Raw genomic sequence first — 15672 nt, forward strand, 5'->3', positions numbered from 1 at the left:
GCAGTCGTGGAAACAGGTGCGCTCAGAGCGCGGCCGCTGTGCACGGTCGATATCCGGCTCGAGGACGGCGCGCCGCTGGCGCTCGGCCGCTCGCCGTTCCGCAACCGTCGGGTTAGCTACATCGCCGGCGGCGCCGTCGATGGCGAACGCCTGCGAGGTGAGGTGTTGCCGGGCGGCGGCGACTGGTCGGAACTTGGAGCGGGCCCAGACGGGTCGGCCCTGACGCTGATCGACGTCCGCTCGATCTGGGAGACCCACGACGGCGCGCAAATCTACGTGACATACGGCGGGCGGCTGGTGATCCCGGCGGAGGTGCTGCCCGCCTTCCGCGATCCGGCGCAGGTCGAAGGCCTTCCGGAAGACAGCTACTACTTCCGGATCCAGCCGACCTTCGAGACCGCCGATGAGCGGTATGGCTGGCTGAACGCCCTGGTGGCGGTCGGAACCGGCCGACGGACCGCCAAGGGCGTCCGCTACAGGATCTTCGGCCTTGAGTAGCGCGGCGCGGCCCGCCTCTCCGGCCTACGCCTGGTATGTCGTGGGCGTCATGCTGCTGGCTTACACGCTGTCGTTCATCGACAGGATGATCCTCAGCCTGCTCGTGGGCCCGATCAAGGCCGACCTGGGCATCAGCGACACCCAGATGAGCCTCCTGATGGGGTTCGCGTTCGCGATCTTCTACAGCGCGCTCGGGATACCGCTGGGTTGGGTCGCCGACCGTCGTCCTCGCCGCGGCCTGATCGTGGCCGGCATCGCGGCCTGGAGCCTCATGACCGCCGCATGCGCCCTGGCGCGCGGCTATGTGGGCCTCTTCCTGGCCCGGATCGGCGTGGGCGTCGGCGAGGCGACGCTGTCCCCGGCCGTGTACTCCATGCTGGGCGACTACTTCCCGCGGGAGAAGCTGGGGCGGGCCATGGCGGTCTATTCGATCGGCGTGCCGCTCGGCTCGGGCATTGCGCTGATGGCGGGCTCGCTCGTCGTGAAGATCGTCACCGAAGGGCCGCCGGTGGCGTTGCCGATCGTCGGCGAGCTCGCGCCCTGGCGGCTGACGTTCCTATGGGTCGGCCTGCCGGGCCTGCTCGTCGCCCTTCTGGTGGCGCTGACGGTGCGCGAGCCGCCGCGCCAGGGCGACGCATCGAAGACCGCCCGCGGTGAGTTCGTGGCGTTCCTCCGGTCCCATCCCGCGGCGATCGCGTCGCATTTCGGCGGCATGTCACTGATCGCGCTCGTGATGTACGGCGCCATGGCCTGGATCCCGCAGTTCCTGCATCGCACCTACGCGATGCCGGTGCCTGAAGCGGGGCTCTGGTTCGGCGTGGCGACCGCCACCTGCGGCGCGGCGGGCCTGCTGATCGGCGGCTGGCTGGCCGACCGCCTCTACCGCCGCGGGTTCAAGGACGCCCACCTTCGGGTGATCCGCCTCAACGCCATCCTGCTCCTGCCGCTCTTCGTTGGAATGGCGCTCGCGCCCACGGCGGGGCTGGCGCTGTGGATGATGGTCGTGGCGATGCTGGTCGGCACGATCCACGGCGGCGTCGCAGGCGCCCGCCCTTCAGATGATCACGCCGAACCGCCTGAGGGCCCGGATGGTCGCGCTCTACTTCCTCGTCGCCAACCTCATTGGCCTGGGCCTTGGTCCGACCGCGATCGCCCTGGTGACCGAGCTCATCTTCGGCCGCCCGGAGGCCCTCCGCTATGGACTGGCCATCGTCACCGCGGTCGCCCTGCCGATCTCGGCGATCATCCTGAGCGCCGGCCTCAAACCCTTCGCCCGCGCCGTGGAGGCGGCCGAGCAGAATGCTTAGCAATCTATGGAATATCGTGTAGCCTATCCGGAACGCCCCGCGAGCGAGACGGGGAGCAAGGGGAGGCTTGAATGGTGCGACATCTCATTGGCGGCGTCTCATGGGCGGCCCTGGCCATGGCTCTGGCCAGCCCGTCCGCAGCTCAGGATGCGGAGGTTTCCGAACTCGTCGTCACCGCCCAGCGGGTCGAGGAGAATATTCAGCAGGTTCCGATCGCGGTGACGGCCTTCGGCAGCGCCGCCCTCGAACGGCAGTCGATCGAGACCCTGCAGGACATCGCCATCCGCACCCCGGGCTTCAGCGCCGGCCAGGTGGATCCGATCCAGCCGAACTTCGCGATCCGCGGCATCGGCTCGGCCTACGGCATCAGTCAGAACGCGGGCGGCGACGCCTCGGTGGTCGTCTTCGTCGACGGCGTCTACGCCGGCCGCGGCGGCACGCCCGACGTCGATGCGATGGACCTCGAGCGCGTGGAAGTCCTGCGCGGTCCCCAGGGCACGCTGTTCGGCAAGAACGCCGTGGGCGGCCTGATCCAGTACGTCAGCCGAAAGCCGTCGAATGACACCCGCCTGCGGGTTGAGGGCGGACTGGGCAATTTCGACCGCCGCACCCTCAGCGTCCGGGGCAACGTGCCGCTGAGTGACAGTGTCTATCTTTCGGCCGGTGGTTCGCTGAAGTTCCGCGACGGCTACGAGTTCAACGAGACCACCGGTCACGATGTGAACGACCAGGATCTGCGCACCGCGGCCCTGGCGCTGCGCTTCCTGCCGAGCGACGATCTCGACATCGTCCTGGCGGCTGATTTCACCGAGCAGGACCAGCGCGGCAACCCGCGTGACAACATCTGCGACCCCACCCTCCGGGGCGGCGTCCATTGTGTCGGCGTCAACCCCGACCCTCGCATCATGAACGCCTACACCGACGGCTACACGCGCCGCTGGCTGCAGACCTACCGGGGCGAGGTGAACTGGACGACGGCGCTGGGGACGTTGACGTCCATCACAGGCTATCGCGCGGTGACGACCAACGTCCGCATTCCCTTCTTCTCCAACCCGGTGAATCCGCCGAATCAGATCGAGTCCACCCAGACGGACCACGAGAAGAACGACCAGTTCAGTCAGGAGCTGCGGCTGGCCTTCGACGCCATGGACGGGCGCCTGCGGGGACAGGTCGGAGCCTATTATCTCCGCGAGGACAACTTCCGGATCGAGGATCTGCGCCAGGACTTCCCGGCGCCGGCCCAGACGGGCGTCGCCACCTATCCGCAGGACGTGCTGGCCAAGAGCTTCGCGCTGTTCGGACAGGCGAGCTTCAGCGTGACCGACGAACTGACGGTGACCGCCGGCCTGCGCCAGACCTGGGAGGAGAAGTCAGGCCACTTCATCGGCCGCAAGGTGTCCGGCCCCGGCATGCCGCCGCCGCTCGGCGGCGACTACGACGTGCGGGCGAAGGAGGACTGGAGCGCCCTGACACCGCGGTTCGCGGTGGATTGGCAGGTGACGCCGGACGCGCTGATCTATGCGTCGGCCACGCGCGGCTTCAAGAGCGGCGGCTTCCAGGGCATCGCCGGCACGGCCTCCAGCCAGTCAACGCCGTACGATCCCGAGTACGCCTGGAGCTATGAGGGCGGCGCCAAGACGCAATGGCTGGACAAGCGCCTGCAGGTGAACCTATCGGTCTTCCATACTGATTACGAGGACCTGCAGGTCTCGCAACTGGTGCCCCTGTGCTGTGTGGTCGTCGGCAATGCTGCGACCGCGGAGATCGACGGGGTCGAGGTGGAATTGATCGCCCGCCCGCTCGCCGGCCTGCAACTGGAGGCCGCCTACGGCTATCTGGACGCCAAGTTCACCAGCTTCGCCAATGGCGCCACGGCCAACTTCACGGGGAACGACCTGCCGCGCTCGCCCAAGGACAAGCTTCACCTCGGCGCCCAGTATAGCTTCGACATCGCGGAGTGGGGCGTCCTGGGGCGCGTCGATTACACCAACCAGGCGCACATGTACTTCGAGGCCTCGAACATCCCGACGCAGAAACAGGAGGGATACATCAATGTGGACGCGCGCGTTTCGCTGACTTCGCCCGACAAGCGCTGGCAGGTGGCGGCCTGGGGCAAGAACCTGACGGACGAGCTCGTGGCGACCTACGTGACGGCGTTCGCGCCCTACCGTCAGGTGCTGGTCCCCTATGCGCCGCCGAAGACGTACGGCGTCACGCTGGTCTGGAGGATGTAGACGGACGCGGTGGCCGCCCGTCGGCGCTCAGCCGAGCCGGGCGGCCACCGCGTCCACGACGGCCGCCCAGTCCCCCGGCGTCGGCTGCTTGATGATCTCGACCGACGGATACCAGTCCAGCGTCCACCGCCAGTCGGAGCAGTAGCGCTGCAGGAGGACGATCGTCCGCTTGCCCATGGCGCCGGCCAGGTGGGCGACCGAGGTGTCGATGGTCACGACGACATCCAGTCCGGCGATCAGGTCGGCGGTGTCCTGCAGATCCCGGGCGCCGGTATCCTCCGGGTGAAGGCAGATCGCCCCGGGGAGCGCCAGCAGACGCGCGGCCTGCGCCGGGTCGAGGGATCGGCCGGGATCGGGACGCGGATTTCCGCGCCACACGACGCCGATGCGCCCGGACCGGCGGGGCGAGCCGTGGAGGTAGGGGGCCTGGGCGGCGGCGGCCCAGCGCGGCAGCGACAGGGGCAGCGCCCAGTAGTCATGCTGGCCGAAGAAGACATCGCCCACGGCGAGCATGACGTCGTCGACCAGCGGCGCCAGGAGTCTGCTCAATGACGGCAGGGTGGCGAGCGTGACCGAGGCGGCGCCGGTGCCCTGGAGGAACCGGGCGGCGAAGATCTGATCCCCCAGACCCTGTTCCCGCCAGACGAGGAGCCGCTTGCCGGCCAGGTCCTCGCCCCGCCATTCCGGGAAGGGGAGCTGCCGGGCGGGGCTGTTCCGCCGTTCCGGCCGCTCCTCGAACAGCGCCCAGCCTTCGGAGAGCTGGCCCATCGCGAGCTGGAGGTTGCCCAGATCCAGCCGCGCGTTTGGCAGGCCGGGGTCGAGACGGATCGCCTCGCGCAGCCGGGCTTCGGCCTCCGGGAAACGCTCGACGCTGTGGAGGAAGCGCCCCAGGTTGTAGTGCAGCGCCGCCATCTCGGGCGCGGCCTCGGCGGCCGCGCGCAGCGTCGCCTCCGCCTCCTCGAGGCGGCCGGTGCGCCACAGCAGGAGGCCGAGGTTGCCGAGGGCGTTGACGTTCGGCCCGGCGGCGAGCGCGGCGCGATAGGCCCGTTCGGCGCCGACCAGATCGCCGGCGCGGTGGCGGGCCAGAGCTTCCTGGAAAGGATCCGGCATCGGTTTCACCGCCCCGGCTGAGCTAGGGCCGCGAGGCGCACGGGAGGCGCCGGCGTTGGTGGGGGAGGAATGGTGGATGCGACAGGGATTGAACCTGTGACCCCCTCGGTGTGAACGAAGAGCATTCACGGTCCTTCCCTCGGGGAGCGGGGTCATCCCGCCCCAGATTGGCACCTTTTGTTCACGCGGATTCCGACCGTTCCTGGGGCATTTCTGGGGCGCGTCAGCAGCACACCTTGCAGCGCCGAATAGCGGAGATGCGGTAGGCTGCCCGCGACCGTTCGGCGAATGCCTCAGCTTCCTCCTCCCGCTCGAAACGGCGCACTCCCCGGGGACCTCCTGCCTGATGCGGCTCAGCGCGCCCGAGCCCGCGACAAATGATGGTCGAGTGGAACGTGACCGTGCGCTTCCGGTCGTCACAGAACACCGCGTAGGTCACCGCTTCCCTCCAATCGCCCGCACAGCCCCGGCCTGGTGATCCGGCCTGTGATGGCCGTAATGCTTCTCAAGCGTCGCGACGGTCATCCCGAGGTAGGCCGCCGCCGTCCACATATCGGCCCCGCCTTCCATGAGCCACGTCGCCGCCGAGTGGCGCATCCAGTGGGGCGTGACCTCTGGCGAGAGGCCCGCATCGCGCACGCAGCCCTCGAAGCCCGTGCGTATTTTCCCGGCCAGCGGTCGCCCGCCATGATGCAGCACGGTGACCGGCCGCGGCTCATCCGCCGCGTCCATCTCGCGCCAGCGCCGCATATGGGCCAGCAGGCGAGGCGGCAGCTTAACGACCGGCCGACGCTTCGTCGTCTCGCGCTCGCCGCGCCCGCGCCGGTAGATCATCCCCTTGTCCAGATCGACCCAGGCCTGATGTAGGCTCTCCTCCCACAGCAGGGCGCGGATCGCGCTATGCCGGGTGCCGGTGTAGAGGCCGATTAGGATGAAGCGGCGCAGGTGCGCGCGGTTGGCCCTGGCGGACCCGCTGAGTTTCACCCAACCCTTGTCAGTCTTCCGATAGCCCAGCGCCGCCTTAAGTAGCGCAGCAGCCTCGGAGCGCGTCAGCGCCTCACGCGGGCTTTCCGGCTTCTCGGGCTTGCTGATCTTCGGCCGGCTGATGAGGGTGTCCTCGCCGTTCCAGTAGCCGATCGCGGCCGACAGGTCGTCCAGCTCGCGCGCGGCGGTCTGCTCCGAGACGCGGGGCGCCGTCGCAGGGTCCTTGTAGCGCGCGTCCGGCATGGACGTTCGGTGGTTGATGTAGGCGTGGCAGGTGGAGCGCTTCACGTCGGCAATAGTCTTGTCGCCCCACCAGGCCAGCAGGTGGGAGAAGAAGCCCGCGGTTGTCGCCTTGTCGGTCGCGCGCTTTGGGGCGCGCTCGTCCAGGTACAGCGCTATGACTTCCGCGAGGCCGACCTTAGAGGGGTCACTGTTGCGGCGCGCGTCCTCGACGGCGGCTCGGGTGGTCTTGCTGAGGATGTAGTTCGCGAGCTCGACCTCAGCCTGTCCAGCGCAGTCAGCGCCGCAGCTTGTGCTACGCTCATATTGACCGTCTCGGATGATCCAGACGGCTTCGCGGCCCTCGCGCTGCTTGAGGTAGAGGCGGGGGGCCTTTGGCGCGGCGGGGCATGGGTTGAACAGCTCTCGGATCTGAGCGGGCGTGACGAAGAACTTCCCGGCGACCTCTGCCGGCGTCAATCGGCCCTTGCGGATCTCCGTTCGGAGCATGGAGATGGTCAGCGGGTACTTTGTCCTCAACCGCCGAACAGCTTGGGTCAAAGGCAGGGGAGTGTCATCCTCGAGTGTTGGCTCAGAGGTCATCAGCCAGCCCTCCGAATGGACCAAACGGCTTACCTACGAGCAGTTCGCGAGCCTCGCAGCCCCTAAGAAAGCGCAGGATCTCGGCTCCTTTGAGCAGTTCGTCGTCCCAAGCCAGCCGCTCAGCCACATGATGGCCGGCGATTGGCGTCGTCGTTGGGGCATCACGAGCCTGCGGTTCCTGTCCGGCCAGAACAAAGTGGTCTTCGACACGCGAGGTGCGCCGGCTCAACAGTTCATGGAGTCGCTCAATCGCGAGTTTTCCTGCTTCGGCCATGCGGAGCTCCACTTCGTGGCGCCGGCCATACGACAAGCTGGGCGCTGGACGAGGCGGGACGGCTTGATGTCTCTCCCTGCTGATGCGGGGGCCACGTACGAAAAGGCCTGGGATCAAGTGTTCGGGATGCCGCTTTGGCTTCAGCGACCGCGGAAGAGCCTCGCGGGCCAATATTTCTACCGGGTTGAGCTTCGTGATCGGGCCGAGGAGATCGTCTACAGTGACCCGAGTTCACATTTGAGCGTGAATGATGCGCTCTTGCGGGGACTCGCCGCACTTCGCAGCTCGCTCCACCGCACTCCGCCTCAACTGGGCGAACTCGCGATCGTCACCGGTCCGTACTCGCTCCGGAACGGCCCTGCGCCGGACGTTCAGGAACTCTCCGTGCTCCTGGACGAGGAACATCTGGAGTCGGCCGCTCAACTCGCCTCGTTGCCCTAGCGATCAACCCGCTCCGAGCCGGCGATACACCGTCGCACGGTTCACACCAAGAAGAGCAGCAGCGTCCTTGGCGGACATGGCGCCGCTTCGGATCTGCTGCTCGAAGTGTGCCCATTGCGCGTCGCCGATCGCCTTAGGCCGTCCAAACTGAACACCGCGATCCCGAGCCGCCCGCCGGCCGCTGCTGGTTCTTTCCAGGATCAAGCTGCGCTCGAACTCCGCGATCCCCGCAAAGACGGTCAGGATCATCCGGCCTGCGGGGGAGGTGGTGTCGGCCCAAGGTTCGGCCAGTGACCTCAGCCCAGCGCTCGCACGCTGCAGCCGATCCGCAATGTCGAGCAGGTCGCGAGTCGAGCGGGCGAGTCTGTCCAGTCGGCCGACGACAACAACGTCTTCGGGTCTGAGATGATCGAGCATCCGTTCAAGCTCCGGTCGGGCTCGCGAAGCTCCGGAGATCTTCTCCTCGAAAATCCGCGTGCAGCCGGCGGCCGTCAGGATGGAGCGCTGCATGTGAAGGTGCTGGTCTTCCGTCGAGACCCTCGCGTAACCGATCAACATCAGAATAGAGTCGCATAAGTTGTCGCGTTGTCACGCGTTATCGCGACCGACTTTTGCGACGACCGATGCCGTCTAGTATATAATGTGTGCCCTGCTGTCGCAGAACTTAGGATTTGTGCGACACGTCGTCAGCGGCGGCAGATTTGTAGGCCGTCGTCACGGCGACTTCGTGTGTCCAAGTCATGGTGACGCGAAGCTTCAGGCGTCCATCCATTGGACGACATTCGCGATCTCTTCGCGGGGAGTCCGGAAGGCATTCGCCGGATGCGTCTCTTCCTCGAGACCGAAGGAGATGCCGCAGACGAGAACACGATCATCCTGCAATCGAAGCGCCCTGCGCAGGAAGTCGCTTTGGGAAACGAGGGCGGCCTGAGCGATGGCGGCCACGCCCAGGCTGCGCGCCGCCAGCAAGAAGGTCGTCACGTAGGCGCCGCAATCCAAAACGCCGTAGACGCCGAGACTGCGGTCAGTCGTCACCACAGCCAGGTGCGGCGCGCCGAACAGGCGGTAGTTCTCGAGGGACTGCTTAGCGGAAGCTTGCCGATCGCCGCCTACCCCCACGCTTTCGTACAGCTGGAGGCCGCAGGCGCGTCGGCGTTCCTTGTAGACCCCGACGTACGTCTCCGGAAAGGGTAGGTCGCTTCGTCGCGCGCCCCCTGCGCCTTCAAGGAAGCCTTCTCTCAAGCGTTCCGTGCCAGCGCCTGAGGTAATCGCGACCTGCCAGGGCTGCGCATTGCACCAAGACGGCGTGCGCTGCGCGAGCGAAAGAATGCGTTCAATCAGGGCGCGCTCGAGCGGCTCGGGCCGAAATGCGCGGCAACTGTATCGACTGTTGAGGACGCTTTCGAAGGTGTCGCAGCTTGAGGCACCGGGGAATTGGGCAGGATCAGACATGGGTACCGTTGCTTCTGGGCGACCGCAATATCGCTCGGCACCACCCGCGCGGCATGCCCGATTCCGGCTCGCCGCCATTGCGGCGTCCTATCCCGGCCATATCCCATTGAAGCTGGCGTGCGCGTCCAAAGGCGCCTAGTCGCAGAGTGGTCGTCGGTCGCCACCCGCCGACGGGTCATCGGACGAATAGGTCTGCTCGGAGGCGCTTGGTGCATATCGCCTACACACCGGAGCTTGAAGCGCTCAGTTCTGAGCTCAAGGCCTACTTCCGAGATCTTCTCGCAGAGCTGCCAACCGGCGACGTGGAGTCGCTGCGTGCGGGGCGCGCGCGCGAAATCGTCAGGCGGATCGGCACCGACGGTTGGCTCGGCATAGGTTGGCCCGAGGAATTCGGCGGTCAGGGGCGATCGGCGGCCGAACAGTTCGTGTTCTTCGATGAGGCCAAGCGAGCCGGCGTTCCCCTGCCAATGCTGGCGCTGAACACGGTCGGGCCCACGATCATGCGCTATGGCACGCCGGAGCAGAAGCAGCGGCACCTGCCGCCGATCCTCTCCGGTGATGCCGACTATGCCGTCGGCTATACCGAACCGGACGCCGGCACCGATCTCGCGTCACTAAAGACTGCGGCCGTCCGCGACGGCGAGACCTACGTGATCAACGGGCGCAAGATCTTCACATCGGGAGGCGATGCCGCCGACTTCATATGGCTCGCGGCGCGAACCGACCCTATGGCGCCGAAGCACAGGGGCCTGTCCATCTTCATTGTCCCCACCACGACGCCGGGGTTCACCTGGTCGCCTTTCCCGACAGCTGCCGAAGGGGGTACGCGCACCAACACTACGCGCGGCACGGTGGCGACGTTCTTTGACGACGTCGTGGTTCCGGCTGCGAACCGCATTGGGCCGGAAAACGCAGGCTGGGAGCTCATCACCAGACAGCTGAACCAGGAACGTGTCGTGCTGGCGGCCGCAGGCGGCTGGGCCGTCGAACTGGCTGCGGACGTCAGGCGATGGTGTGCGCAGGCCCCCGCGCCCGGCGGCGGCGTCCTCATCGATCTGCCTTGGGTTCAATTGACCTTAGCAAGGGTGGACGCGCGCCTGCAGGTCATGACCCTTTTCAACTGGCGCATGGTTTCCCGGTCTGGACCCGGCCAGGAACCGGCGCCTGGCGACGCTTCGGCCGCGAACGTGTTCGGGACTGAGACCCTCATCGAGGTCTGCAAGTTGATGCTTGAGGTGGTCGGATGTGCGGGTTGCCTGGTGGAGGGATCGCCCGGAGCGGTGCTGAGCGGGCGGCTCGAACATGCCTATCGCGCCGTGGTAGTTGGCACCTTCGGGGGCGGCAACAACGACATCCAACGAGAGATGATCGCGACGCGGGCGCTTGGGATGGCACGCGCGTCGAGGTGAATTCACAGAGAGCAATGAGCGCAAGGGGCGAGGACAGTGGATTTTGAACTGACCGAACTGCAAGTCGCCATTCGCGACCTCGCCGAGAAGGTGCTGGCTTCGCGCGCCCCGACGCCAGGATCGATGGGTGGTGAGTGGCCCGACCGCGCCCTGTTGGCTGACCTTGGATCGACCGGACTTCTCGCCTGCGGCGTCTCACCCGAGGCGGGCGGTCAGGGGGCGGGATGGTCGAGGTCTGCCTGGTGCTCGAAGCGGCGGGACGGGCCGCCGCCCGCGCCCCGATCATGCAGTCGATGCTGGCCGCCGCTGCCGTCGACCGCTACGCGGGGTCACATATCAACTCCGAGCGTCTGCAATCCTGGCTCGCCGGTCAACGCATCGTCACCGTTTGCGTCGGCGATGGTCATGGCGGTGACGGACCGACGGGACTGGCGGCCGCGCGCCGAGGGAACGACTGGGTCTTGGACGGCGCGCTTAGTTTCGTGCCCTTTGGCGCCGAAGCGGAAGACGTGCTGGCGTTCGCGGAGACCGAAGGCGGCGGACTTCTCTTCGTGATGTCACCGAGGGCCGCCGGCTGCACAGTTCAACCGCTGGCGACCACAAGCGGCGCTCCAGAAGCGCGGCTGGAGGTGCGGGACATGGTCGTCCCGCACACCGACGTGGTAATAGCGGGCGCCGGGGCGCCAGACGCCCGAGCTTGGCTGTGGGAACGGGTGCTCGTTGGCGGCGCCGCGACTCTTGTCGGCCTGGGCGACGCCGCCCTGCGGCTGACTGCCTCCTACACTAGCCAGCGCCTCCAGTTCGGCCGACCGTTATCGTCCTTCCAGGCTGTGGCGATGCATGCCGCGGATGCGTTCATCGATGTCGAGGGAGCCAAGCTGGCGACCCTTCAGGCGGCCTGGCGACAGGGCGCCGGACTGACGGCGCAGCGCGAGGCATCGATCGCGAAGTTCTGGGCGTCGGAGGCCATCACCCGCGTCCTCGCGGTGGCCAACCACCTGCATGGTGGGATGGGATTGCTGCTGGATTACCCGCTGGCCCGCTACATGACCGCCGCCCGGCATCAGGCGATCGCGAATGGCGCGAGCCAATGGCACCTTGCCCGTCTGGGCAGTTTGCTGGCCGTTCGGGCGCGGGCCGACACGAACGCATTGTTGGACGCCTGACTTGGACGCGGAAGCTAAACCAACCGCCGGGGCGCTTGCGCACGTTCGGGTTCTTGAGCTCGGAAGCGGCATCGCCGCTCCGTACGCATCCCGTCTCCTCGCCGATCTGGGTGCCGATGTCGTCAAGGTCGAAATCAGCCCAGGGGACCCGTTACGCAAGGAAGCGCCGCTTGTCACGGCGACGGACGGTGAAGAGGTCGGCGCGCTGTTCGTGCATCTGAACGCCAATAAGCGAGTGGTGTGCATAGGGGAGGAGGCGCTCAGGTCGAGCCTGCTGGAGCTCGTCGCCGGCGTCGACATCCTGATCGAAGACCTTGGCGCGGGAACGTTGGAGCGTCTGGGACTGGCGCCGGACACGCTCAGAGCGGCCAATCCCGCGCTCGTGGTGGCCCGGTTGTCGGCCTTCGGTCAGATGTTCGCCGAGGATCCACCGAACGGTTTCCTCTTGCAGGCGATTGCAGGTTGGATCGAAGCGCGGGAGGGCGTTCCGACGCCCGCCCAGGTGGGCGGGCGGCTGCACGAATACATCGCCGGCGGTTGGGTCGCCGCCGCCGCGCTCACCGCCTTGCTCACCGCGCGCCGCATCGGAAGGGGCGTCGATGCCGATGTCTCGCTTCTGGAGTGTGCGCACGGGGCCTTGTGCTTCCCGACCTTGACCGCGTCCGTGCTCGCTCAGCTTGGGCGAGGCACTTCCAGAGCGACGCTACTGGGCACCAAGCCGTGTCGTGACGGCTGGGTCGGGATAAACGTGGTCAATTCTGAACAATGGCGGCGCTTATGTCGGCTTGTCGGCGCGGACGAGTTCGTTGAGCTCCGAGAGGAACTGCGGCAGGGCGGCGCCGATCGGCAAACCTTCGAGGACCGCGTGGCGGCGTGGACGTCGGAGCGCGGGATCATCGAGGTCGTCGAGGCGCTCCAGGCCCTGCGGGTGCCAGCCGTACCGCTGCACGACGGGGCATCGATCCGCACGGACCCGCACTGGCAGGCGAGACCCTTCTTCGCAAGGGACGCCAGCCATGACGCTGCGTTCGAACATCCTGGCTTCCCGTGGCGGCTATCGCGGACGCCGGCGCGAATAACGCGGCCTTGCTCCGCACGTGGCTCCGCAAGCGCCTCACTCGACGGTCTTGGTTGGGATCGGCGCCGTTCCCCCATCGATGTGGACGTATCGGGAGGTCTGCCGCTGGAAGGTGTCCGAGTGGTGTCGCTTGGGACCTACTGGGCCGGCGCGAGCCTGGCGTCCTACCTTGGCGCGATGGGGGGCGGACGTCATTAAGGTGGAGGCGATCCAGCGACCGGACGGATGGCGCTACAACATGGTCGCACCGAGCCTCGGGCCTCAGTGGTACGAACGCGGACGCTATCGCGGCACCAACCTCAATCAGCGCGGGCTGACCCTGAACCTGGATTCGCGCCGCGGGCGCGAGATCCTCGAGGGACTGCTACGTACCGCCGATGTCCTTCTGGAAAACTTCGCCGCCTCGGTGATCGGCCGCCTCGGCTTCGATTGGGAACATGTTTCCAAGGTGAACCCGCGGCTCGTGATGGTGAGAATGCCGGGCTTCGGAGTCGATGGTCCGAGACGCGATCAGGTAGGCTTTGGCCCGTCGTTCGCCCAGTTCGCTGGCCATTCCACCCTTACCGGCTTCGCGGATTTGCCCCCCCAGACCGCGGGCGGATTCCTCGACCCGACGGTTGGCGTCCACGCCGCCCTGGTCACCATGGCCGCGCTGGAGCACCGCCGGCTTTTCGGGATGGGGCAACTGGTAGAGGTTCCCCAGATTGAAGTTGGCGTCTGCGTCGCCCCGGAGCCGGTCATCCGCAACTCGCTCACGGAAGAGATCATGTTGCGCACGGGGAACCGAGCGGCGAACGCGGCGCCACAAGGCGTTTACTGCGCCGCAGACGGCCGATGGATCGCACTATCCGTGACTGACGACGAGGGCTGGCGAAATTTGGTCAAGGCCTTGGGCGAGCCAGCCTGGGCGGCGCATCTCGACACCCTCGAGGCGCGCAAAGCCGCCCACGATCAGCTTGACAGGCATCTCGCGACTTGGATTGCGGACGATACCGCCGCCTCGAAACTGCAAATCTTCCAAGCCGCGGATGTGCCCTGCGCATTAGTGGAGCAAGCCGAGGATTTCCTGACGAACCGCTATCTCGCGGGGCGAGGATATTTCGAGGTTGTCGACCATTCGGTCGTCGGTCCCGACACCTACCCCGGCTGGCCGGTACGCTTTTCGCGGGGGGCCAACCCGGTCGCATCGCGCGCCGTGTCCGTTGCTGGGCGAACATAACGAGGAGATCCTGCGCAGCCTCGGACTGTCGGACGTCGAAATCGAGGCCCTGGAGCGCGAGGCCATCATCGGGACGGCGCCCATCGACGCTTGAGCGCTGCGGCGATAGGGGAAGCCGATTGCTCTCAACGGTCGAAAGTGGTTGCCCGACGCGCGGTGGCGACGCTCTGCTTCATGCTGCCTGCGGGTGGCTCGGGTCGGGCCTTCCGCGACAGGATCGGGAGCGAAGATGCTGAAGCTTGATAAGGCCTTCCGCGAAGAGCTGAAAGAGAATTGGGTCCTGCTCGCGGCGGCGTTCAGCTGTCTGCTGTTCGGCCTTAGCGTCGGGGCCTTCGCGCTGCCTTTCCTCTATCCCGAGGTGATCGACGAATTCGGCTGGACCCGTGAGCAGGCCTCGATCTTGGCGTCGGCCAAGTACCTAGCGACCTCGCTGGCTGCCGTGCTCGGCGGGATGATGGTCGATCGCATCGGGATCTGGCGTTCGCTTTTGTCTTACATGCTCATCGCTGGCGCGGCCCTATTGAGCTTCCTCTGGACCGTGGATTTGACAGCTTATTACCTGTCAGGCATCGGGCTGGGCTTGGCAGCCGGCGGGGGCATGGTCTCCGTCAAGATCCTCGTGGCAAAGAGCTTCCACCGCTCGCAAGGCACGGCCATGGGTGTGGCCCTGCTGGGCACTGGGATCGGCGCTACAATCGTGCCAATTGTCGCGACTTTCGCCATCTCCCATTTTGGTTGGCGAATGGGGTTTGCGGTGATGTCGGTGCCGGTCTGGCTGCTTGCCATTCCCCTTCTGCTCCTGGCCGCCAGCTCCGACCGCCGCCGTTCCGCGCAAGTTGCGGCGCAAAGCGTCAGCAGCCCGTCGCCGACCATCAACCAAGACCAGGCAACTCTGCGTGACATCGTGCGGGATGGAAACTTCTGGCTGATCGCGTCAGCGGGATTCCTGGCCGCGCTGGTGGATACCGCGTTCACCCAACACCAAGTCCTGATCCTGCGCGATCTTGACCTTCCGAACGCCACCATCGCGATAGCGATCAGTGCGATGGGCCTAATCGGAGTGGGCGCTAGGGTCCTCGTCGGCAACATTCTGGACAGCAAATCGAACAAGGGCCTGGCAGGCCTCTACGCCACGTTGACGATCGGCGCGTTGCTGTCCTTGGCCTTGGGCAGCCCCGTCGTCCTGGGCGCATTCGTGCTCTTCCGAGCGGTCGGCCATGCCGCCATCCTCCTGGATACAGGGGTGATGCCAAAGCACGTCTTCGGGAGCACTCAGAATCTCGGCACCCTTATGGGCCTGTTTACGGGCGCCTCCAGCCTGGGGTTCGCGACGGGGCCGTGGCTGATGGGCCGGCTCTACGACATGACCAACGCCTACACGACGGCCTACGTCTTGTTCGCTGTCCTTCCTGTCGTGGCGATGATCCTCGCCTGGAACATCAAGCCGCGGTTCTGGCTCTCGTTGAATGCAAGGCATGAAGCGGCAGGTGCGAAGGCCGCCCCGGCCAGCGCGGCCGCCGACGCTGGGAAGCGGCTGTCGTCACGCCGAACGTGAGCTCGGCGCAGGCCCGAACGTCATAGCCCTGGGCAATCGCTGATCGTCGCACTCCCCGTTAGACCGGCTCTCTCCAAATCCCTACTCACCACGGGGCCGCGCCTTTTCTTGCGGCGGCGCAGG

The 15672-nt window shown here is 66.6% G+C and carries 13 protein-coding genes; 9 read left to right on the plus strand and 4 right to left on the minus strand.

Annotation, left to right across the window (positions count from 1 at the left end):
- Window positions 1–6 precede the first annotated feature (6 nt).
- From LRS04_RS17365 to LRS04_RS17375, 3 genes are read left to right on the plus strand one after another with little or no spacing between them, the layout of a single operon-like run.
- Entirely contained in the window at window positions 7–498 is a 492-nt protein-coding gene (locus LRS04_RS17365; protein ID WP_257817411.1) for a DUF3237 domain-containing protein, read from the plus strand.
- A complete protein-coding gene (locus tag LRS04_RS17370) occupies window positions 491–1876 on the plus strand; it encodes an MFS transporter (RefSeq protein WP_257817412.1) in 1386 nt (461 codons plus the stop codon). Before LRS04_RS17365 ends, LRS04_RS17370 begins: the two co-directional genes overlap by 8 nt.
- Window positions 1877–1879: 3 nt before the next feature.
- A complete protein-coding gene (locus LRS04_RS17375) occupies window positions 1880–4039 on the plus strand; it encodes a TonB-dependent receptor (RefSeq protein ID WP_257817413.1) in 2160 nt (719 codons plus the stop codon).
- A 27-nt stretch (window positions 4040–4066) separates the two neighbouring features.
- On the opposite strand, the gene LRS04_RS17380 is transcribed toward LRS04_RS17375, so the two are convergent.
- Window positions 4067–5149, minus strand: coding sequence for a tetratricopeptide repeat protein (locus tag LRS04_RS17380; RefSeq protein ID WP_257817414.1), 1083 nt, complete (start codon window positions 5147–5149; stop codon window positions 4067–4069).
- 435 nt (window positions 5150–5584) lie between these two features.
- Window positions 5585–6862: a tyrosine-type recombinase/integrase gene (locus LRS04_RS17385; RefSeq protein ID WP_257817415.1), complete on the minus strand. Its 1278-nt coding sequence runs from the start codon at window positions 6860–6862 to the stop codon at window positions 5585–5587.
- Between LRS04_RS17385 and LRS04_RS17390 the strand changes: the two genes are divergently transcribed.
- Window positions 6861–7670: a hypothetical protein gene (locus LRS04_RS17390; protein WP_257817416.1), complete on the plus strand. Its 810-nt coding sequence runs from the start codon at window positions 6861–6863 to the stop codon at window positions 7668–7670. The two genes, LRS04_RS17385 and LRS04_RS17390, sit on opposite strands and share 2 nt — an antisense overlap.
- 3 nt (window positions 7671–7673) lie before the next feature.
- Here the strand turns inward: LRS04_RS17390 and LRS04_RS17395 are convergent, their stop codons facing one another.
- Both LRS04_RS17395 and LRS04_RS17400 read right to left on the minus strand, forming a co-directional pair.
- On the minus strand, window positions 7674–8180 hold the full coding sequence (locus LRS04_RS17395; RefSeq protein WP_374576599.1) for a recombinase family protein: 507 nt from the start codon (window positions 8178–8180) through the stop codon (window positions 7674–7676).
- Between the two features lie 246 nt (window positions 8181–8426).
- Window positions 8427–9122, minus strand: a complete 696-nt coding sequence (locus tag LRS04_RS17400; RefSeq protein ID WP_257817418.1) for a nitroreductase — start codon at window positions 9120–9122, stop codon at window positions 8427–8429.
- Between the two features lie 209 nt (window positions 9123–9331).
- On the opposite strand from LRS04_RS17400, the gene LRS04_RS17405 reads away from it, so the two are divergent.
- From LRS04_RS17405 to LRS04_RS17425, 5 genes are all read left to right on the plus strand, one after another.
- Complete coding sequence (locus tag LRS04_RS17405; RefSeq protein ID WP_257817419.1) at window positions 9332–10531, plus strand: acyl-CoA dehydrogenase family protein; 1200 nt, start codon at window positions 9332–9334, stop codon at window positions 10529–10531.
- A gap of 224 nt (window positions 10532–10755) precedes the next feature.
- A complete protein-coding gene (locus LRS04_RS17410; RefSeq protein WP_257817420.1) occupies window positions 10756–11697 on the plus strand; it encodes an acyl-CoA dehydrogenase family protein in 942 nt (313 codons plus the stop codon).
- Between the two features lies 1 nt (window position 11698).
- Window positions 11699–12973 (plus strand): CoA transferase, encoded by a 1275-nt coding sequence (locus LRS04_RS17415; RefSeq protein WP_257817421.1) that lies wholly within the window; start codon window positions 11699–11701, stop codon window positions 12971–12973.
- Window position 12974: 1 nt separating this feature from the next.
- A complete protein-coding gene (locus tag LRS04_RS17420; protein WP_257817422.1) occupies window positions 12975–13994 on the plus strand; it encodes a CaiB/BaiF CoA-transferase family protein in 1020 nt (339 codons plus the stop codon).
- Between the two features lie 229 nt (window positions 13995–14223).
- Complete coding sequence (locus LRS04_RS17425; protein ID WP_257817423.1) at window positions 14224–15549, plus strand: MFS transporter; 1326 nt, start codon at window positions 14224–14226, stop codon at window positions 15547–15549.
- Window positions 15550–15672 lie beyond the last annotated feature (123 nt).

This window comes from Phenylobacterium sp. J367 (assembly GCF_024699985.1).
Taxonomy (GTDB): domain Bacteria; phylum Pseudomonadota; class Alphaproteobacteria; order Caulobacterales; family Caulobacteraceae; genus Phenylobacterium.